General features: G+C 70.5%; 22 protein-coding genes. 16 read left to right on the top strand and 6 right to left on the bottom strand.

Annotated features, from left to right (window positions below; all coding sequences use genetic code 11):
- Positions 1 to 124 precede the first annotated feature (124 nt).
- The 5 genes from FB453_RS14150 (at position 125) to FB453_RS14130 (ending at position 4,996) form a co-directional block, all read left to right on the top strand.
- Entirely contained in the window at positions 125 to 439 is a 315-nt protein-coding gene (locus FB453_RS14150) for a MazG-like family protein (protein ID WP_145790476.1), read from the top strand.
- A 749-nt stretch (positions 440 to 1,188) separates the two neighbouring features.
- Positions 1,189 to 1,773 carry a hypothetical protein gene (locus tag FB453_RS14145; RefSeq protein WP_145790474.1) on the top strand — a complete coding sequence of 195 codons (585 nt, stop codon included), beginning with the start codon at positions 1,189 to 1,191 and terminating at the stop codon, positions 1,771 to 1,773.
- Between the two features lie 401 nt (positions 1,774 to 2,174).
- Positions 2,175 to 3,155: a hypothetical protein gene (locus FB453_RS14140; protein WP_486480264.1), complete on the top strand. Its 981-nt coding sequence runs from the start codon at positions 2,175 to 2,177 to the stop codon at positions 3,153 to 3,155.
- Positions 3,156 to 3,303: 148 nt separating this feature from the next.
- Positions 3,304 to 4,278 (top strand): pirin family protein, encoded by a 975-nt coding sequence (locus tag FB453_RS14135; RefSeq protein WP_112587655.1) that lies wholly within the window; start codon positions 3,304 to 3,306, stop codon positions 4,276 to 4,278.
- A 49-nt stretch (positions 4,279 to 4,327) separates the two neighbouring features.
- On the top strand, positions 4,328 to 4,996 hold the full coding sequence (locus FB453_RS14130; RefSeq protein ID WP_112640477.1) for a hypothetical protein: 669 nt from the start codon (positions 4,328 to 4,330) through the stop codon (positions 4,994 to 4,996).
- A gap of 268 nt (positions 4,997 to 5,264) precedes the next feature.
- On the opposite strand, the gene FB453_RS14125 is transcribed toward FB453_RS14130, so the two are convergent.
- Together FB453_RS14125 and FB453_RS14120 are read right to left on the bottom strand one after the other, a co-directional pair.
- A complete protein-coding gene (locus tag FB453_RS14125; RefSeq protein ID WP_112587653.1) occupies positions 5,265 to 5,930 on the bottom strand; it encodes a DUF1345 domain-containing protein in 666 nt (221 codons plus the stop codon).
- A gap of 42 nt (positions 5,931 to 5,972) precedes the next feature.
- Positions 5,973 to 6,242, bottom strand: coding sequence for a DUF2795 domain-containing protein (locus FB453_RS14120; protein WP_112587651.1), 270 nt, complete (start codon positions 6,240 to 6,242; stop codon positions 5,973 to 5,975).
- 155 nt (positions 6,243 to 6,397) lie between these two features.
- On the opposite strand from FB453_RS14120, the gene FB453_RS14115 reads away from it, so the two are divergent.
- From FB453_RS14115 to FB453_RS14090, 6 genes are all read left to right on the top strand, one after another.
- Positions 6,398 to 6,808 carry a DUF2267 domain-containing protein gene (locus FB453_RS14115; protein ID WP_112587649.1) on the top strand — a complete coding sequence of 137 codons (411 nt, stop codon included), beginning with the start codon at positions 6,398 to 6,400 and terminating at the stop codon, positions 6,806 to 6,808.
- Between the two features lie 217 nt (positions 6,809 to 7,025).
- Positions 7,026 to 8,051: a TerC/Alx family metal homeostasis membrane protein gene (locus FB453_RS14110; RefSeq protein ID WP_112676498.1), complete on the top strand. Its 1,026-nt coding sequence runs from the start codon at positions 7,026 to 7,028 to the stop codon at positions 8,049 to 8,051.
- A gap of 75 nt (positions 8,052 to 8,126) precedes the next feature.
- Entirely contained in the window at positions 8,127 to 8,726 is a 600-nt protein-coding gene (locus FB453_RS14105) for a sulfite oxidase-like oxidoreductase (RefSeq protein ID WP_145790472.1), read from the top strand.
- 7 nt (positions 8,727 to 8,733) lie between these two features.
- Positions 8,734 to 9,498 carry a ferredoxin reductase gene (locus tag FB453_RS14100; protein WP_145791042.1) on the top strand — a complete coding sequence of 255 codons (765 nt, stop codon included), beginning with the start codon at positions 8,734 to 8,736 and terminating at the stop codon, positions 9,496 to 9,498.
- A gap of 35 nt (positions 9,499 to 9,533) precedes the next feature.
- A complete protein-coding gene (locus FB453_RS14095) occupies positions 9,534 to 9,827 on the top strand; it encodes a DUF6510 family protein (protein WP_145790471.1) in 294 nt (97 codons plus the stop codon).
- A gap of 34 nt (positions 9,828 to 9,861) precedes the next feature.
- Positions 9,862 to 10,281, top strand: a complete 420-nt coding sequence (locus FB453_RS14090; protein ID WP_145790469.1) for a hypothetical protein — start codon at positions 9,862 to 9,864, stop codon at positions 10,279 to 10,281.
- 9 nt (positions 10,282 to 10,290) lie between these two features.
- Here FB453_RS14090 and FB453_RS14085 read toward each other — a convergent pair whose 3' ends face one another.
- The 4 genes from FB453_RS14085 to FB453_RS14075 are packed head-to-tail and all read right to left on the bottom strand — an operon-like array spanning position 10,291 to position 12,178.
- Entirely contained in the window at positions 10,291 to 11,220 is a 930-nt protein-coding gene (locus FB453_RS14085; RefSeq protein WP_145790467.1) for an alpha/beta fold hydrolase, read from the bottom strand.
- A 12-nt stretch (positions 11,221 to 11,232) separates the two neighbouring features.
- Positions 11,233 to 11,409, bottom strand: coding sequence for a hypothetical protein (locus FB453_RS34210; RefSeq protein WP_186718274.1), 177 nt, complete (start codon positions 11,407 to 11,409; stop codon positions 11,233 to 11,235).
- 23 nt (positions 11,410 to 11,432) lie between these two features.
- Positions 11,433 to 11,840, bottom strand: a complete 408-nt coding sequence (locus tag FB453_RS14080; RefSeq protein ID WP_145790465.1) for a pyridoxamine 5'-phosphate oxidase family protein — start codon at positions 11,838 to 11,840, stop codon at positions 11,433 to 11,435.
- Positions 11,837 to 12,178, bottom strand: a complete 342-nt coding sequence (locus FB453_RS14075; protein WP_145790463.1) for a winged helix-turn-helix transcriptional regulator — start codon at positions 12,176 to 12,178, stop codon at positions 11,837 to 11,839. Before FB453_RS14075 ends, FB453_RS14080 begins: the two co-directional genes overlap by 4 nt.
- Positions 12,179 to 12,249: 71 nt before the next feature.
- Here FB453_RS14075 and FB453_RS14070 point away from each other — a divergent pair, with 71 nt between their 5' ends.
- From FB453_RS14070 to FB453_RS14050, 5 genes are all read left to right on the top strand, one after another.
- A complete protein-coding gene (locus tag FB453_RS14070) occupies positions 12,250 to 13,014 on the top strand; it encodes a globin domain-containing protein (RefSeq protein WP_145790461.1) in 765 nt (254 codons plus the stop codon).
- 97 nt (positions 13,015 to 13,111) lie between these two features.
- Positions 13,112 to 13,834: a VOC family protein gene (locus FB453_RS14065; RefSeq protein WP_145790459.1), complete on the top strand. Its 723-nt coding sequence runs from the start codon at positions 13,112 to 13,114 to the stop codon at positions 13,832 to 13,834.
- A gap of 69 nt (positions 13,835 to 13,903) precedes the next feature.
- A complete protein-coding gene (locus tag FB453_RS14060) occupies positions 13,904 to 14,431 on the top strand; it encodes a GNAT family N-acetyltransferase (RefSeq protein WP_145790457.1) in 528 nt (175 codons plus the stop codon).
- A 93-nt stretch (positions 14,432 to 14,524) separates the two neighbouring features.
- Entirely contained in the window at positions 14,525 to 16,678 is a 2,154-nt protein-coding gene (locus tag FB453_RS14055) for a glycogen debranching N-terminal domain-containing protein (protein WP_145790455.1), read from the top strand.
- A gap of 54 nt (positions 16,679 to 16,732) precedes the next feature.
- On the top strand, positions 16,733 to 18,034 hold the full coding sequence (locus FB453_RS14050; protein WP_091408141.1) for an NAD(P)/FAD-dependent oxidoreductase: 1,302 nt from the start codon (positions 16,733 to 16,735) through the stop codon (positions 18,032 to 18,034).
- The last annotated feature ends 10 nt before the right edge of the window (positions 18,035 to 18,044 follow it).

Genomic DNA, 18,044 nt, shown 5'->3' with positions numbered 1-18,044 from the left:
AGCGTCCTGAACCTAGAACCGCCGTCGACCAGTGTCAATGGGTTCGCTGATCCGCCGGTCAACACGATTGTCCAGCCGTACCCGGTCGTTCGGGCCGGTGGGCCGATCGGGTTGACTGGTCGTCGTGGACGAGTCGATCTGGGCGGCGGCCCGAGCGTCACGCGGCTGGCTGGACGCGGCGAACGGCACCGGGCAGACCGAGCTGACCTGCCGCATCCTCAAGCTCACCGAGGAGGCGGGAGAGGCCTCGGCTGCCTGGATCGGTCTGCTCGGGCAGAATCCGCGCAAGGGTGTCACCCACACCCGCGAGGACGTCGCGGCGGAGTTGGCCGACGTCGCCTTCACCGCGTTGGTGGCCATCGAAAGCCTCGGGCTGGACGCGCAGACGGCTCTGGACGCCTGCGCCGAAAAGGTGCGCTCCCGCCTGACAGGCCAATAGCCGCCCCGTAGCGCCCGCTCGCCTCCGTCCGCCCTTCCCGCCGGCCGACCGGCGCGTGAACGTTGACGGCATTGGGTGTTGTGGGCCGGTCGCTTCATTCGTGATCGACTCGGGTTCCTGGATGTCGCGGTGTCCCGGAGTCCCGGATGCCCCGACTTCCGTGAACCCGAGTGGATCACCCGGTGAGGCCCGGTTCGGCCCTGCGAGCCCGGCGTTGCGTGGGTGGTTTGTCCGTTGGTGGGGGTTTGTGGGTGGTGACCGGGCGCACCCGTGGGCTGGAATCATGGCGGGGTCGGGGTCGTTACATACCCTGACGATCGCAGTACCACCGACCCGCCGCCCGACCCCTGAGGGCTGGTCGCGCAGGCCGGAATGCCAGCCTCCACCCGGTCGTTGCAGTCCCCACGAACGACCGCAGGCACCGCCACGATGAGGGTGCCGACGGGTGGGCCAACCCCGGAATGACCTCGGTCCCCCGGTCGTTACAACCCCCAGCAAACGACCGCAGGCACCGCCACGATGAGGGTGCCGGCAGATGGGCCAACCCCGGAATGCCCCCGGCCCCCCGGTCGTTACACAGGACCCGGCGCCACGAGCCCCCCGCTCGCTAGGTCGCCGCCCGGCGCCCGACAGGGCGTCACCCCCCCAAACTCTTTCCCCCTTTGTTTGTGCAGCGCCGGACGAGGTGCTCACACCCTGCCGCCGCCCCCTGGTGGTCGGGTGTCCTACCCCCGAAGGAGCTACCCCTGATGAACACGATCTTCCGTAAGAGCATGCTGTCCGTTGCTGGTCTCGCGTTCGCCGGTGGTGTCTTCGCCGGTCCGATCGCCCACGTGGCCAATCCGGTCGACGCCAAGCCCGTCGCGGTAGCGGTGCAGGCCGACAAGCCCGACACCAGCAAGCTGATCCCGCACGGCACCGAGGGCGAGCAGTCCCGGATCAGCCTGAACGATGAGCAGACCGCGAACGTGAAGGCGATCATCGCCGCCACGAAGAAGGCCGGTCTCCCGGAGCGGGCCGCGGTCATCTCGATCGCGACGAGCCTGCAGGAGTCGAAGCTGGAGAACCTGGGTCACCTGGGCGACAGGAACGACCATGACTCGCTGGGCCTGTTCCAGCAGCGCCCGAGCTCGGGTTGGGGTACGCCGGAGCAGATCACCGACCCGGAGTACTCGACGACCGCGTTCCTCAAGGGCTTGAAGCAGGTTGACGGGTGGCAGGACATGCCGCTGACCGACGCCGCGCAGACGGTGCAGGTGTCGGCGTACCCGGACGCCTACGCCCAGTGGGAGCAGCAGGCCGCCGACCTGGTCGGCCAGTACTGGAACAGCTGACCCGCGTCACAGCACCATCGCAGAACCAGCGCACTAAGCACCACCGCACGACACCGACCGCTGGCCGGCACCCGCAACCCGGGGTGCCGGCCAGCGGCCTTTCTGCTCTAGCCGGTCGCTGGTCGCCGTTCACCATTCACCAGTCGCCGTCCTCGTTCCTTGGTCGCTGGTCGTTGGCCGCCGGGCTGGGGGGATGCCGCCCTTCACAGGTCCTTGGCGGAGGCCAACGGCGTCGTCTGGTCGGCGGTTATTCGTAGATCTTGGACAGTTCCGTTCCGCGCGAACGGAAACTGTCCAAGATCTGCGTTGGCGACGTAGCGGAGTGACGTGATCGGCGCCGAGTGATCCGATCGGCCGGCGGGTACGTACCCCAGGACGGGGACCGGCGGAGGGACACAGGCATGGCCGCAGTGGGGTACGGCGCGGATCGCGAACCGGAGTCGGAGCCGTCCGGTGAGGCCGCACCGCGACGGTGGTCCACCGGTGCTCGCCTGTTGGTGGCTGCTGCCGCCGTCGTGTTGCTCCTGGGCGCGGTAGCGGTGGCCGTGATCGTTGCCGATCCCGACCACCTCGGCATGACCTACTCCGGCCAACCCGACGGCACTCGCCCGGACGGCACTCGCCCGGACGGCACTCGCCCCGATGACGGCGCCCGTCCGGGGGGCGTCGCTGATCCGGACGCGGCTGAGGGTCGCCGCGGTGGTGCCGGGGCTGCTGCCGAGCAAACGTTGACAGCGCCGCTGGCGGGTCGGCAGGAGGGCACCTTCGTGCTCGCGGACGGGCTGTCCTCGTTCGAGCTGCGGGTGGCCGAGTTGGGCGATGACCTGTACCGGATCAGTACCCCGGCCGGCTCGGGTGTGGCGGGCAGACCGGCGGTGCGGGGGGAGACCGTGCGGCTCGACCTCGTGGAGTCCGGGACGCGCGGGCCACGGGCGGTGCGGGTGTTGCTCAACGAGCGGGTCGCCTGGCGTCTGCACCTCGTCGGCGGGGTGAGCAGTCAGGTGTTGGATCTGACCCGGGCCCGGCTGCTGGGCGTGGAGCTCGCAGGTGGTTCCAGCCGTACCGAGATTCTCCTGCCACCGATCACCCCTGCCCGCCCAGGCGACCCCACCGGCCCGCGCTCAGACCGGCCCGGCAGCATCCTGACCGTACGACTCACCGGTGGGACCAGCCAGCTCGACGTCCGGGTCCCGGGGGAGACTCCGGTACGGGTTCGGGCGGGAGCTGGTGCCGGCTCGGTGGTGGTGCGCGACGACCGCTGGGATGGGGTGGCCGCGGGCTCGGTGCTGGGTACGCCGGGTTGGGACCGGTCGGCGGAGCGCCTGTACCTGGACCTGGTCGCCGGTGCCAACAGCGTGCTGGTCTCCTCCAGCCACCGGTGAACCCACGCCGGGCCAGCCCACGCCAGCCCAGCCCACGCGGACGCCACCCACGCCGGGCGCCAGCCCCCACAGCCACGAGCTGGTGAACCCCGGCCGCCCTGGTTGGAAGCACCGCGGTCGCGAATGGGCGTGCGCGTACAGTCGGGCGGTGGAGCGTACTGAATCAATGCTGGCGCAGACCCGACCGCCTGGCGTGGCCGACGTCGATCCCGGCAGTGTGTTGTTGCCCGGCCACGACGTGCCGTTGGGTCGGTACACCACGGTGCGACGGCTGCTTCCGCAGCGCGCCCGCCGGATGGTCGGCGCGTGGTGTTTCGTGGATCATTTCGGCCCGGACGATGTGGCGCAGCGGCCCGGTATGGAGGTGCCGCCGCACCCGCACACCGGGCTGCAGACGGTGACCTGGCTGCTCGACGGCGAGATTCTGCACCGGGACAGCCTCGGCAACGTGCAGCCGATCGTGCCCGGCCAGCTGAACGTGATGACCTCCGGGAACGGTATCGCCCACTCGGAGCGCTCGCCGGCCACTCATCCGCCGGTGATGCACGGTGTGCAGCTCTGGGTGGCTCTGCCGGACCCGGCGCGGGCCGGAGCGGCCGACTTCGCGCACCACGCCGACCTGCCGCGCTGGCGGGACGGCGATCTGGACGTCACAGTGCTGGTCGGCGAGTTCGCCGGGGAGCGGTCACCGGCGGTGGTGCACACCCCGCTGGTGGGGGTGCAGCTGGAGTTGGGCGGCGAGGCGCCGGCGACGATGGCGTTGCGGCCGGATTTCGAGTACGCCGTGCTGGCGATGTCCGGGTCCGCGGAGGCGGCCGGGGTCGGGTTCGAGCCGGGGGCGCTGCTGTATCTGGGCTCGGGCCGCCGGGAGCTGACAGTGCGTGGCGGGGCCGGGGCCCGGTTGCTGCTGCTGGGCGGTACGCCGTTCGAGGAGCCGTTGGTGATGTGGTGGAACTTCGTGGGCCGGTCGCACGAGGAGATCGCCGCAGCCCGGGAGGACTGGATGGCCGGCGACGGGCGCTTCGGTGTGGTCGCCGAGGATTCGGCGCCGCCGCTGCCGGCGCCCGCTCTGCCCACGACCCGCCTCAAGGCCCGCGACCGCACCGGCGGCCTGCACGGGTGACGGGCACGTGCGGCCGGTGTGACCCCCGGTGGCGCGGGTAGTCGCCGGCATGGCGACCAGTTTGATCACTCCCGTGGAGGACCGTAAACGCCTGGCGCGACGGCTCGCCGGTAGCGGCCGGGGCTTCGCCGAGCAGTACGGGTTCCGGGTGACCAACAACCCGGCGAGCCTGTTCCAGGTGCTGTACCTGTCGGTGCTGCTGGCCCGTCGTGGTGACTTCCGGCGGGCGTTGGACGGGGCACGGGCGGTGCGCGACGAGGGGTGGGACAGCGCGGCCCGGCTGGCGCGTTCGCTGCACGAGGACCGGGTCCGGGTGCTGCGCGCCAGCGGCCAGCGCGGTGACGTGGACGCGCTGGCCGCTGTGCTGGGTGACCTGGCTCGGACGGTGGTCGAGCGGTACCGGGGTGATCTGCGCCGGTTGCGGGCTGTGGCGCACCACGACCCGGTTCGGGAGCGGGCGCTGCTGGCCGAGCTTCCGGGCGTGGACGATCAGGTGGTCGACCTGTTTCTCCGCGAGGCGCAGGCGCTGTGGCGGGAGGTGGCCCCGGTCGCCGACCGGCGGGCGCTGGCTGCCGCGCGCCGGCTCGGGCTGGGCAGGTCGGCGGACGACCTGGCCGGCCTGGCCACCGGCGAGTCCGAGCAGTTGGCCTGGCTGGTCGGGGCCTTGGCCCGGGTCGACCTGGAGCATCGCTACGCGGAGGTGACCGGTCGGCCGTGACGTGCCCTGGCCCACACTTCCCCAAATTCTGACCAAACGGAGGATGTTCTGCCGTATGGTTGGACCCGGCAGTGCTGGCCGCTCGGTTCGGGCGGGCCTCCACCGCCTGGTGACCGCGACCGGTTCGGATGCGGTTCACCGCCTGGGCAGGCTTGCGTGGCGCCCTGGGTCGCGGTTCGTGACCAGGGGCGCCCGCCTGTCCCGGCCCTTCGATCGGCCCCGCCCCCGTGTCACGCTCCGGGGGACCGCGCGGCCGGCTGAGTCCCTCTCACCGCGCCAGGCCCGCCAGCAGGTTCACGGTCACGGCGATGATGAACGCGCCGAACAGGTACGACACCATCGAGTGGCGCAGTACCGTACGACGCATCTCGTTGCTGGTCAGGTTGGTGTCGGAGACCTGGAACGTCGTCCCGATGGTGAACGCGACGTACGCGAAGTCGGAGTAGCGCGGCGGTTCGGGCTGGTTGAAGTTCACCCCGCCGTCCGGGCCGGTGTAGTAGATCCGGGCGTACCGGGCGGCGAACACGGTGTGCACCACGAACCAGGAGAGCACCACGCTGAGCACGCCCACGCCGCTGTGCAGCTCCCGGGCGATCCCGGGGGGCGCGCTCTGCGCGCTGGCCACCACCAGCCCGACAGCCAGCAGACTGGCCAGGCAGGCGACGAGCAGCAGGACGTCCCGGATCGCCCGGTTCGGGTCCTCGTGGACGGCCAGTCGGGCGGTCCGCTCGGCGTCCATCGGCCAGATCTTGTGCCAGACCAGCACGAGCCAGCTCAGCGCGCCCACGTCCCAGCCGGCCAGCGCGGCGAGCGGCAGGGGCAGCAGCAGCGCGAAGACGCAGCCGGCGATGACGCCGACCACCGCCACCACGGCGAGCTGCTTCGCAGCCGGGAAACGCACGTCCGCTGGCCGGTCGGGGCCGGTCTGGGTCATTCGGGACGCTCCCGGGCCGGGGTGGTGGGCGCCACCGCCGGGTCAGATGCCGCGCAGGTGCTGCGAGACCCGGTTGTGCTTGTCCCGGGCCTGCTCGGCCCGCTGGGCGGGGCCGACCTCGGGCGCCGCCTCGATCCCGGCCGACCGGGCCACCTCGGTCCCGTTGGCGTAGTCGACCGGCGGCAGGGCGCGCAGCGCCTTCAACACGTCCGGCGGGGCACCCTCCCGTTCGGCCTCGCGGACCACGTCGTCCTTCTCGGCCGGGTAGTCCAGGCTCGACAGGTACTGCAGGACGTCGGCGTAGCTCGCCATGGCGTGGGCTCCCTCGGGCATCGATGTGGTGACGACCGGCGGCGGTTACCCGCCCGCCGGCCGGTCACGCCCGCCCGGCGGAGGAAACCGGCGCCGTTTCTCCTCGGCCGCCGCGGGTACTCGCAGACGCCGACGCGAGCCCAAGGGAGTACGCGATGAACTACGACACCTTCATCGACCAGGTTTCCCAGCGCACCGCCACGTCGTCCGAGCGGGCGGTCGAGCTGACCCGGGCCGTGTTGGAGACGTTCGCCGAGCGGTTGACCGGCGGTGAGGTCCTGGACCTGGCCGCCCAGTTGCCCCAACCGCTGCAACTCGTGCTCAAACCGAGCCCGAGCACCGAGCAGGCGGACCGGTTCGGCGCGGCGGAGTTCGTCGCCCGGGTCGCGTTGCGCGCCGGTGTGCGAGAGGCCGCCGCCGAGGACGCCAGCCGGGCGGTCTTCACCACCCTGCGCGAGGCGATCACCGGCGGTGAGTTCGATGACGTGGTGACCCAACTGCCACGTGACTATCGGGGCTTGATCGAGCAGGCGATGGCCCCGGGCGCGACGCTGCGCCGCGGCTGACAGCGCTCGTACCACGCACACACAGCGGTTTACCAGGGCAACCATCGATGTCCCGCTTGGCGTGGCGATTCCGCCTGGCCTAACCTTGTCGTGCGAGGGGAGTACTTCCCACGAACCATTCCGGTCAGTACGGCGCGCCCGGCGCGCCTCGGGTGGTTGCCCACCAGGTGGTGGGTGAAGGAGACCTCGAACATGACGGTGTTCGAGGAGACCCCACATGAGCCAAGTGTCGTATCTGTCCGCCGCCAGTGACCTGTCGTCGGTGGGCACGCCCACGCTGTGGGCGGTCACCATCATCGGGGTCCTCCTGCTGTTGGTGCTGGACTTCCTGGTCACCCGTCGCCCGCACGAGGTTTCCATGCGGGAGGCCATCGGCTGGTCGGCGTTCTACATAGCGCTGCCGCTGGCGTTCGGCGGCTGGATCTGGTCCCGCTTCGGCTCCCAGCAGGGCGTTGAATACCTGACCGGTTACCTGGTGGAAAAGTCCCTCTCGGTCGACAACCTCTTCGTCTTCATGTTGCTGTTGGCGGCGTTCGCGGTGCCGGCGGTGCTCGCCCAGCGGGTGCTGCTCTACGGCATCGCCGGCGCGCTGGTGCTGCGGGCCGTCTTCATCGCCCTCGGCGCGGCGGCGTTGCAGACCCTCGACTTCGCCTTCCTGCTCTTCGCGATCATCCTCATCGCCACCGCGGTGAAGCTGCTGCGTGATGCCATGTCCGGGCATCAGCAGGAAGTCGACATCAACAAGATGCGCTCGGTGAAGCTGCTGCGCAAGGTCATGCCGGTGGTCGACGACTACCACGGCACCAAGATGACCGTCCGGCAGGGCGCGAAGCGGGCCCTCACGCCGTTCGCCCTGGTGGTGGTCGCGGTGCTGGCCACCGACATCGTCTTCGCGGTCGACTCGGTGCCGGCGGTCTATGGCATCACCGAGGACCCGTACCTGGTGTTCGCCACCAACGCGTTCGCCCTGCTCGGCCTGCGGGCGCTCTACTTCGTCCTGCACGCGGCGCTGAGCCGGCTGGTGCACCTCAGCTACGGCCTGGCCATCATCCTGGCGTTCATCGGCCTCAAGCTGGGTCTGCACTGGGCGCACGGCATCTGGGACAGCGTGCCGCAGATCCCCACCCTGGCCTCGCTGGGCGTGATCATCGGTGTGCTGGTGGTGGTCACGGTGACCAGCCTGCGCGCCACCCGGGGCGGCGACCTGCCCGAGGATCGCAAGGTCGTCGCGGAGCGGCACTGACCGCGCCGCGCCGACTGACGACGGGGTACGCGGGAAAGCTCCCGCCCCCACCGGCGCGGGTGGTACGACTGTGCAATGGGAATCGTGTCACCGGGCTTTCAGGGTCGGCCCCGAACGCAGGAGCCGGCCCTGCCACCCGGCCAGTATCTGACCGAGGACTTTCCAGTGCTCTCGGCCGGCCCGACGCCCCGGGTGTCACTGGACACCTGGGAGTTCGTCATCTCCACCGAGAACGGCAGCGACCACCGGTGGTCGTGGCAGGAGCTGATGGCCCTGCCGCAGGAGACGCCGATGGTGGACATCCACTGCGTCACCCGCTGGTCCAAGCTCGGCACCAACTGGCAGGGCGTCTCACTGGACACGCTGCTCGCCGACGTCGACACGGGGGCGCACTTCGCGCTGGCGCACTCCTACGGCGGGTACACCACCAACCTGCCGCTCGACGACCTGCGCGGCGGCCAGGCCTGGGTAGTGCACACCTTCGACGGCGCACCGCTGCCCGCCGAGCACGGCGGGCCGGCGCGACTGCTGGTGCCGCACCTGTACTTCTGGAAGTCCGCCAAGTGGGTGCGCGGCCTCCGGCTCAAGACGATGGACGAGCCAGGGTTCTGGGAGACCGCCGGGTACCACGACTACGGCGACCCGTGGCGCGAACAGCGGTACCAGGGTGACTGAGCGCGCCGTGGCGACGAGCACCCAGCGCCGTACGCCCAACCGTTGGCAGGTCGGCCGGCTGGTGGAGCGCCGGGTGGAGACACCGACCGCGCAGACCCTGGTGCTGGAGGTGCCGGACTGGCCGGGGCACCTGCCCGGGCAGCACGTCGACCTGCGGCTCACCGCCCCGGACGGTTACCAGGCGGCCCGGTCGTACTCGATCGCCGGACCGGCCGTGGACGGGCCGGGAGGGCCGCGCATCGAGGTGACAGTGCAGCGCGTGCACGACGGCGAGGTGTCGCCGTACCTCATTGATGTCTTCGGGGCCGACGACCCGATCGAGGTACGCGGACCGCTCGGTGGCTGGTTCATCTGGCGGCCCGAGGAGACCGCGCCGGTGCAACTGGTCGCCGGCGGCTCCGGCGTCGTGCCGCTGATGGCGATGATCCGGGCGCGGCGGGCGGTGGGCAGCAAGGCGCCGTTCCGGCTGATCTACTCGGTACGCACCCCCGGTGACGTGATCTACGCCGACGAACTGCGCCGCCGGGTCCGCGACGACTTCGGGCTGGACGTCGCGTACGTCTACACCCGTGAGGCGCCCGAGGGCTGGCGCGGTGAGCCGCACCGGATCGGGCTCGCCGACGTCAACACGCACGGGTGGCCACCGGACCTGGAACCACTCACCTACGTCTGCGGCCCGACCGCGTTCGTGGAGACCGTGGCCGACCTGCTGGTGGGGCTGGGTCACCCGTCGCGCCGGGTCAAGACCGAACGCTTCGGCCCCACCGGCTGACCACCCGCTCACTCACGCAGTGTCGAGGAGATTCGATGACCGAGATGTCGTACGTGGACGGCAACATGCTCGACGGCCCGATGCGTGAGCTGTTCACCGTCGACCTGAGCAGCGCGATGGGCCGCTGTGAGAACTGCGGGACGACCGGGTCGATGGCCAGCCTGCACGTCTACTCGCACGCCCCGGGCCTCGTCGCCCGCTGCCCCACCTGCGAGGAGGTGATGGTGCGCCTGGTGCGCGGGCCGGACCGGGCCTGGCTGGACATGCGTGGCACCACCTACCTCCAGGTGCCGATGCCGATGGAGCAGACGTTCCCCGGCCCGCTCTGACGGAACGCTCGCCCGGCTGAGGCACTATGGCCGGATGAGCACCGGTCGATGGCGTGGTGTGCCGCTCGCGGTCCGGTGCGTGGTGGCTGTCGCCGTGCTGGTCTTCGCCTACGGCACCGCGGTGCACGTGGTGCAGTTGCTCCTGCCCCAGTTCGGTCCGCAGCTCGACCTGCCCGGGTGGCTGACGTTGTACTTCACGTCCCTGACGCTGTGGGACCCGTTGGCGGCGTTGCTGTTGGCCGCTCGACGGGTGCAGGGGCTCGTGCTGGGCTGCGCGGTCCTGGTGACGGACGCTGCCGCGAACGGGTACGCCAATTACGTGCTGGACCCGGCGGGCGGGGTCACCCCGGGTCGGATCGGGCAGGCCGTCATCACCAGCCTCGCCGTCGGTCTCGTCGCGCTCACCCCGTGGCTCGCACCGTGGTTCGCCCGGTCCGCGGTCCAGCGGCACTGACCCGGTCCGCTACCGCGTATCCCGGTCGACCTGGGCGAGGACAGCGCGCACTGCTTCGACCACGGCGGCCGGTTGGTCCTTGTGGATGTAGTGGCCGCTGTCGGGCACCACGACGTGGACGCCGCGTGCGAAGACCGCGGCGGTCTGGTCGGCGAGGGCACGGGAGCGATGTCGGAGGGCCGCGGGCTTGCCGCGGGTCGCGGTCAGGATTCTCATCGGTACGTCGGGGGCGGTCGACGTCGCGCGCGCGGCGCGCACCTCCCGGGTGCAGGTGTTGGCGAGGCGGTTCTCCGCCCGAATGGTCGTGACCTGACCGAACGTGCGATAGCTGGCCCGGTACGCCTCGTTGATCAATGCCCGGATCTCCAGGTCGTCGGTGCAGCGCTCAGCGAGCGTGCGGCCCATGTTCGCCGCGATCCGATCGAAGAGCCCGATGGTCTTGAGCACCGGAATGGCGTTGAGCAGGAGATTCGATGAGACACGGAGAGCCAGTGGTACCTCTGCCGTGCTGTCCTCGTGGAACGGATCGAGCAGGACCAGGCCAAGCGTCCGGTCGGGACTGGCGAAAGCGGCTAGTTGGGCGAGCAGCCCGCCCCAGCTGTGACCAACCAGCACGGCGGGGCCGACGTCGTCCAGGAGTGCCACGAGGTCGCGCACCTGGGAGTCCAGTGTCAGCCGCGAGGTGGGGTCGCTGGCACCCAGACCGGCTCGGTCGTAGGCGATGACGCGGGACGTCTCGGCCAGCGAGGGGAGGACGACGGCCCAGTCCAGCCCCACTTCGCCGGCCCCGGAGACCAGGACGACCGGTGGCGTGGCGCTGCCGGCTGCCACCCACCGCAACTGTCGGCCGGACTCCCGGGTCAGCCGGCCACTGTCGACACCAGCCGGCACCAGGCTGGACAGCGCGACGACGACGGGGTCCTGCGACTCGGTATCCATTCGGCCTCCTCGTCACGGCGCTTCTGATCGACGTCGGCTCGGTCGGGTGCACGTGGTCCGGTCGCGAATCGAGGGGAAGTTGAGTGTGGCGACCGTCTCGGCCAGGTGACCGTCGAGCACCGAACGGCGCGGATACCGGGCGAACGCGTCCCGTACACCCGCCAGGGCCGTCGTCAGCTCGTCCTCCACCGGCCGATTCTCGCATCGACGGCTCACTGGGCGGTGCCCGCGAGCAGCCACCGCCGGACAGGGATCTCCAGCAGCACCCGCTCGCCGTCCGGGCCGACCTGCCGGCCGACGTCCCAGCCGTCGTACTTGCGCGCGAACGCCTCCACGACCGGGCTCGGGAATCCACTTCGGTGCACGTGGGCAGCGCCCTCCGCCACCACCGGCGCGTTGCCGTTCTCCAGAGCCAGGGACACCCGTGGGTCGGCCACGACGTTGCGGGCCTTCACGCTGCGGCTCTCGCAGCCGACCCAGAACGTCGCGGAGAGGTGGACGAACCAGACCGGCGTCAGGTGCGGGGACCCGTCGGGCCGCACCGTGCACAGCCAGACGTTCAGCTCTCGCGACAGTCGCTCCTGGAAGTCGGCCGGGGGGATCGAGGTAGTTTGGCTCACCGGCCCAGTGGATCACAAGGGGTACCGGTACGTGCGGCCCGCGCAGCGCCCCAGTCGTACAGGGCCTGCAACACCGGGGCCAGGCTGAGTCCTTCCTCGGTGAGCCGGTACTCGACATGAGGTGGTGTGGTCTCGTGGTCGTGCCGCAGGACGAGCCCGTCGACCTCCAACTCGCGCAGACGCTGGGTCAGCATCTTCTCGCTGATCCCCGGCATCCGGCGGCGCAGTTCGCCATAGCGGTGTACGCCCTCCTTGAGATGGGCCAGGATCACCGGTCGCCATTTTCCGCCGACAACGTCGACGGCGAGCTCCACCGGGCAGTGGTATCGCTTGGGCATCGTGGCCTCCATCGGCACGTACCAAATAGTGCGTACTTGATCATCGCCGCTGCGGGTGCTGAGCTGTAGCCATGGTGGTCGAGTACATCAGGTACCGCGTCCCGCAGGAACGGCTGGATGGTTTCGAGGCGGCGTACCAGCGGGCCGCTGGCGCGTTACGTGCCGCGCCGCAGTGTGTGGACTACGAGTTGAGCCGCTGCCTGGACGACCCCGCCAGCTACCTGCTGCGCATCACCTGGACATCGGCGGACGAGCACCTGAAAGGGTTTCGGGGTGGGCCGGTGTTCGGGCAGTTCTTCGCCGCGATCAAGCCGTACGTCGAGGACATCCAGGAGATGCGGCACTACGCCCGAACGTCGGTTGCCGGCAGTGGTGGTGCCGCGCCGCCGAGCCTGTACGAGTGGGCCGGCGGCACCGACGCGTTCATGAAGCTCTGCGATGCCTTCTACCGCCTGGTCCGCTCCGACGACCTGCTCGCGCCGATGTTCGCGCACATGGACCCCGACCACGCCCGGCATGTAGCGGTCTGGCTTGCCGAGGTCTTCGGCGGACCGGCCACCTACACGATGGAACGCGGCGGCTACCGCCACATGCTCGGCCAGCACCTGGGCAGGGCGATCAGCGAGGCGCAGCGCCGGCGGTGGGTCAACGTGATGATGGACGCTGCCGACGAGGTCGGCCTACCCGATGATCCTGAGTTTCGCGCCGCCTTCACGAGCTACCTCGAGTGGGGCACCCGGTTGGCGGTGGGCAATTCCCAACCGGACGCGGACCCGATCCGGCAGGCACCGGTCCCGCGCTGGGGCTGGGGGGTGGCCCCGCCCTTCCGGGGTTGACCCCGCCGAAACTCGGATGCGGTCGACTTGGCGCAGCCCTAGGCTCCCGCTCCGACGGCTGTCACGGCGTCCGGTCCGATGGGAGATGAGCGCAGCGATGACTGCACACCTGTTCGCGATCAGCTTCGACGCGAGCGAGCCCCTGCGGCTCGCGCAGTTCTGGTCCGGGCTCTTGGGGCGGGAGATCGTCGACGATCCCCACGACGGCGTCCTGCTGCTACCCGCCAACGACAACGGGTACCACATCCGCTTCGCTCCGGACCAGCAGCCGAAGGTGGTCCAGAATCGGATGCACTTCGATCTGACCAGCAGTTCGCTGGAGGATCAGCGGCAGACGGTGGCCAGGGCACTGGAGCTCGGTGCGCGGCACACCGACATCGGGCAGGGCCCGGAGATCGATCATGTCGTGCTCGCCGACCCCGAGGGCAACGAGTTCGACGTCATCGCACCGGGCAACAAGTTCCTCGCCGGCTGCGGCTTCGTCGGTGCGCTGGCCTGCGACGGGTCGCAGGCGGTCGGCTACTTCTGGAGTGCCGCGCTGGGCTGGCCGCTGGTCTGGGATCAGGACGAAGAGACCGCGATCCAGTCGCCGCGCGGCGGCACGAAGATCAGCTGGGGTGGCCCACCGCTGATGCCGAACGGCGGCAGGGACCGGGTGCGTTTCGACCTCGCCCCGCCTGTCGACGGCGACTGGCAGGCGGAGGTCGACCGTCTGCTCTCGCTCGGGGCGACCCGGGTCGACACCGACCAGGATGGGGCAGGCCGACTGGTACTGGCCGACCCCGATGGTCAGGAGTTCAGCCTGTTGACGTCCCGCTAGCCCGGCCGACGCCCACCCACCCGGCGGCGGTTGGACAACGGCGGCACCCGTCGGTCAGAGTGATCCGCCGTGAGATACCTGCGTACCGGTGGTCCCGCCGCGATCCGGCGACCCCGGCCCACCGACTCGGACGAGTTCATCGCCGCCGCGCGGCGCAGTCGGGACCTGCACCACCCCTGGTTGGCCGCGCCGGCCAACCCGGAGGAGTACGAGAACTATCTGCGCCGGATCCGTCGCCGCGACAGCGCCGGCTACCTGATCTGCGACCGGGCCAGCGGCGAGATCGCCGGCTACGTGAACATCAGCGGGATCGTGCTCGGCGCGCTGCGTGGTGGCTTCCTGGGGTACGCGGCGTTCCTGCCGTACAGCGGGACCGGGCACGCCTCGGCGGGCGTCGCCCTGGTGATCGACCACGCGTTCACCTCGGTCGGGTTGCACCGGCTGGAGGCGAACATCCAGCCGGGCAACGAGCCGTCTCGGCGGGTGGCCCGCAAGCTGGGTTTCCGGTTGGAGGGTTTCTCCCCGGACTACCTGTTCATCGACGGCGCCTGGCGCGATCACGAGCGTTGGGCGATCACCGCGCCAACCCCGGCCTGACCGTCGGCCGGCCGTGCCGTGCGGAAGGAGTACCGGACCTTTCACCCGGAGCGGGTGATGACACTCCGTGCCCTGCTTCCTACGGTGGGTGTCATGGCTGCCGTTCGCGCGACCCCTGCCAACCCCTTGCCCGGTCTGTCCGTCGCGGAGACGGACAGCGCCGACCAGCGCGCCATCCCGCCCGAGTTGGGCCCCGACTCGCTCGCGGTGCTCAGCGGGCCCACGTTTCTGTACTCCAACGCGTGCGGGGACGTGCCGACGGGCAGTATCGGTGGGCTCGTCCACCTGGACACTCGCCTGATCAGCGGTTGGAGCCTGACCGTCAACGGCGGCGAACTGCTGGTGCTGCGCGCCGAGACGATCGACCACTACTCGGCGCAGTACGTGCTCACCAATCCGGAGTTGCCCGGGCTGCCACCGAACGCCCTGGCCCTGCGGCGGTTGCGCTACGTCGGCGACGGGTTTCACGAGCGCGTGGAACTGGTCTCCTTCCGGCTGGAGCCGGTCCGGGTGGAGCTGCGGTTGGCCGTCGCCGCCGACTTCGCCGACCTGTTCGAGGTCAAGTCCAGGGTCCGGGACCGCTCCGCCGAGATCAGCCGTGACCACGCCGACGACGGGTCCGAGCTGTGCTTTTCCTACCAGCGCGGCGACTTCTCCGCGCAGACCCGGGTGTGCTGCGCGAAGCCAGCCGACCGTATCGAGGGTGACGACCTGGTCTGGGAGCTGGAGCTGAGCCCTCGCGAGGAGTGGAAGGTCGACCTGCACGTGCCACTCCCGCCCGGGATGGGGGTGGTCGAGCCGGTCCGGGGCGACATCGCCGACGTCATCCACGGCCGGGCAGACGACCCGCTGCGCCGGTGGCTGGAGGACCGGGCGGTGCTGCGCAGCGACAGCGCCGCGTTGGAGCGCACCGTGCGGCAGTCCCGCAACGACCTGGCGGCGTTGCGGCTCGACCTGGAGGTCAAGGGCCAGCGGATTCTGCTCCCCGGCGCCGGGCTGCCCTGGTTCCTCGCCGTCTTCGGCCGGGACACCCTGATCACCGCCTATCAGACCCTGGTCGCCGGGCCGGCGCTGGCGAAGGGCACGCTCCTCGCCCTGGCCCGGCTCCAGGGTGAGACGTGCGACGACTTCACCGACGAGGAGCCCGGCAAGATCCTGCACGAGGTGCGCAGCGGCGAGTTGACCCGCAGTGGCGAGAAACCGTTCGGGCCGTACTACGGCAGCGCTGACGCCACCCAACTCTGGTTGATCCTGCTCTCCGAGTACTGGCGCTGGACCGGCGACGACGACACCGTCCGGCACCTGCGGGACAACGCGGTGGCCGCGTTGCGCTGGATCGACGAGTACGGCGACCGGGACGGTGACGGCTACGTCGAGTACGCCACCCGCTCGCCCGAAGGGCTGGGCAACCAATGCTGGCGGGACTCCCCGGACGGCGTCTGCTTCGCCGACGGACGGATCCCCGTGCTCCCGCTGGCCACCTGCGACCTGCAGGGCTACACCTACGACGCCAAGATGCGGCTGGCCGAACTGTTCGACGGGCCGTTGGACAATCCCACGTTGGCGCGCCGGCTGCGCGACGAGGCCAACACCCTGCACGAGCGTTTCAACCAGGACTTCTGGATCGAGGAACGGGGCGGCTACTACGCGGTCGCCCTGGACGGCGACAAGAACCGCGTCGATTCCAAGACCTCGAACATGGGTCACCTGCTGTGGAGTGGAATCGTTCCGCCGGAGCGGGCCGACGCGGTGGTGCGACAACTCATGTCGCCGGAGATGTTCTCCGGTTGGGGCGTCCGCACGCTGTCCCGGGAGGAGCGGCTCTACAACGCCCTCGGCTACCACCTGGGCACGGTCTGGCCGCACGACAACTCGATCGCCGCGCTCGGCCTCGCCCGGTACGGCTACCGGGCCGAGTCGAACCGGATCAGCCTGGCGATGATCGAGGCGGCCGAGCAGTTCGGTCACCGGCTGCCGGAGGCGCTCAGCGGGTTCGATCGGGAGCGACTGCTCTTCGCCGTGCCGTTCCCGACCGCCTGCAGCCCGCAGGCCTGGGCGGCCGGCACGCCGCTGGCCCTGATCCGCGCCATGCTCGGCGTCAACCCGGTCGACGGCCGGCTGGTCCTCGATCCGGACGTGCCGTCGGAACTGGGCCGGATCACCGCCGAGCGGGTCCGGGCGTTCGGCCAACAGTGGGAGTTGGAGGCGGTGGGCCGCAGCGGCCACGTCCGGCTTCAGCCGAGCTGAGCACGGCTGGCGCGCAGGACGTTTGTCGCGGCCTTCGACGGGAAACGGCCCGCAATGACGAAACCTCGTGTGGTGATCGTGGGGGCCGGGTTCGCCGGTTACCACGCGGCGAAGACGTTGAGCCGGATCGCCCGGGACCGGGCCGAGATCGTGGTGCTGAACTCCACCGACTACTTCCTGTACCTGCCGCTGCTGCCCGAGGTGGCGGCCGGGGTGGTCGAGCCCAAACGGATCGCCGTGCCGCTGACCGGGACGCTCAAGGGCGTACGGGTGGTGGTCGGCGAGGCGGACCACGTCGACCTGCAGAACCGCTGGGTCGGCTTCACCCAGGCCGAGGGGGAGAAGAACCGGCTGGCGTACGACCGGCTCGTGCTCGCCGTGGGCAGCGTCAACAAGCTGCTGCCCATCCCTGGGGTGACCGAGTACGCGCACGGCTTCCGTGGCCTCCCCGAGGCCGTCTACCTGCATGATCACATCGTCCGGCAGCTCGAGCTGGCCGAGCAGGCCGAGGACCCGGCCGAGCAGCAGGCCCGGTCAACGTTCGTGGTGGTCGGGGCGGGCTACACCGGCACCGAGGTCGCGGCACACGGGCAGCTGTTCACCGACGCGTTGCACGCCCAGCGGCCCCGGCTCACCGTCCGGCCCCGCTGGATGCTGCTCGACGTGGCGTCCCGGGTGCTGCCGGAGTTGGACAAGCGGATGTCGGACACGTCGCACAAGGTGCTCAACCGGCGCGGGGTGGACGTGCGGATGGGTACCTCGGTGGCTGAGGCGACCTGCGACGGGGTGAAGCTCACCGACGGCGAGTACATCCCGACCTGCACCCTGGTGTGGTGTGTGGGGGTGCGCCCCGACCCGTTCGTCAACGAGCTGGGCCTGCGGACCGACCGGGGTCGACTGGTCACCGACGAGTTCCTCAACGTTCCCGGCTATCCGGAGGTGTACGCGTGCGGTGACGCCGCCGCGGTGCCCGACCTCGTCAATCCGGGCAAGGTGTGCGGGATGACCGCCCAGCACGCGCAGCGGCAGGGCAAGCGCGCGGCGTACAACATCGCCGCGTCGTACGGTTTCGGCCGCCGCAAGCCGTACAAGCACCACGACCTGGGCTGGGTCGTCGACCTGGGTGGCAAGGATGCGGCGGCGAACCCGTTGCAGGTCAACCTGGCCGGGTTGCCGGCCAAGGCGGTCACCCGGGCGTATCACCTGATGGCGATGCCGGGAAACCGCACGCGGGTCAGCGCCGACTGGGCGTTGGACGCCGCGTTGACCCGGTCCGCGGTCCAGTTGGGGCTGGTGCCGGCCAACGCGGTGCCGCTGGAGAGCACCACACCCGAGGTCGCGACCCGGTCCCGCTGAGCGGGCCGCC

Source organism: Micromonospora sp. CNZ322 (assembly GCF_007827755.1).
The sequence above is the reverse complement of the archived record's forward strand: the minus strand, read 5'-3'. Positions and strand labels throughout refer to the sequence as shown.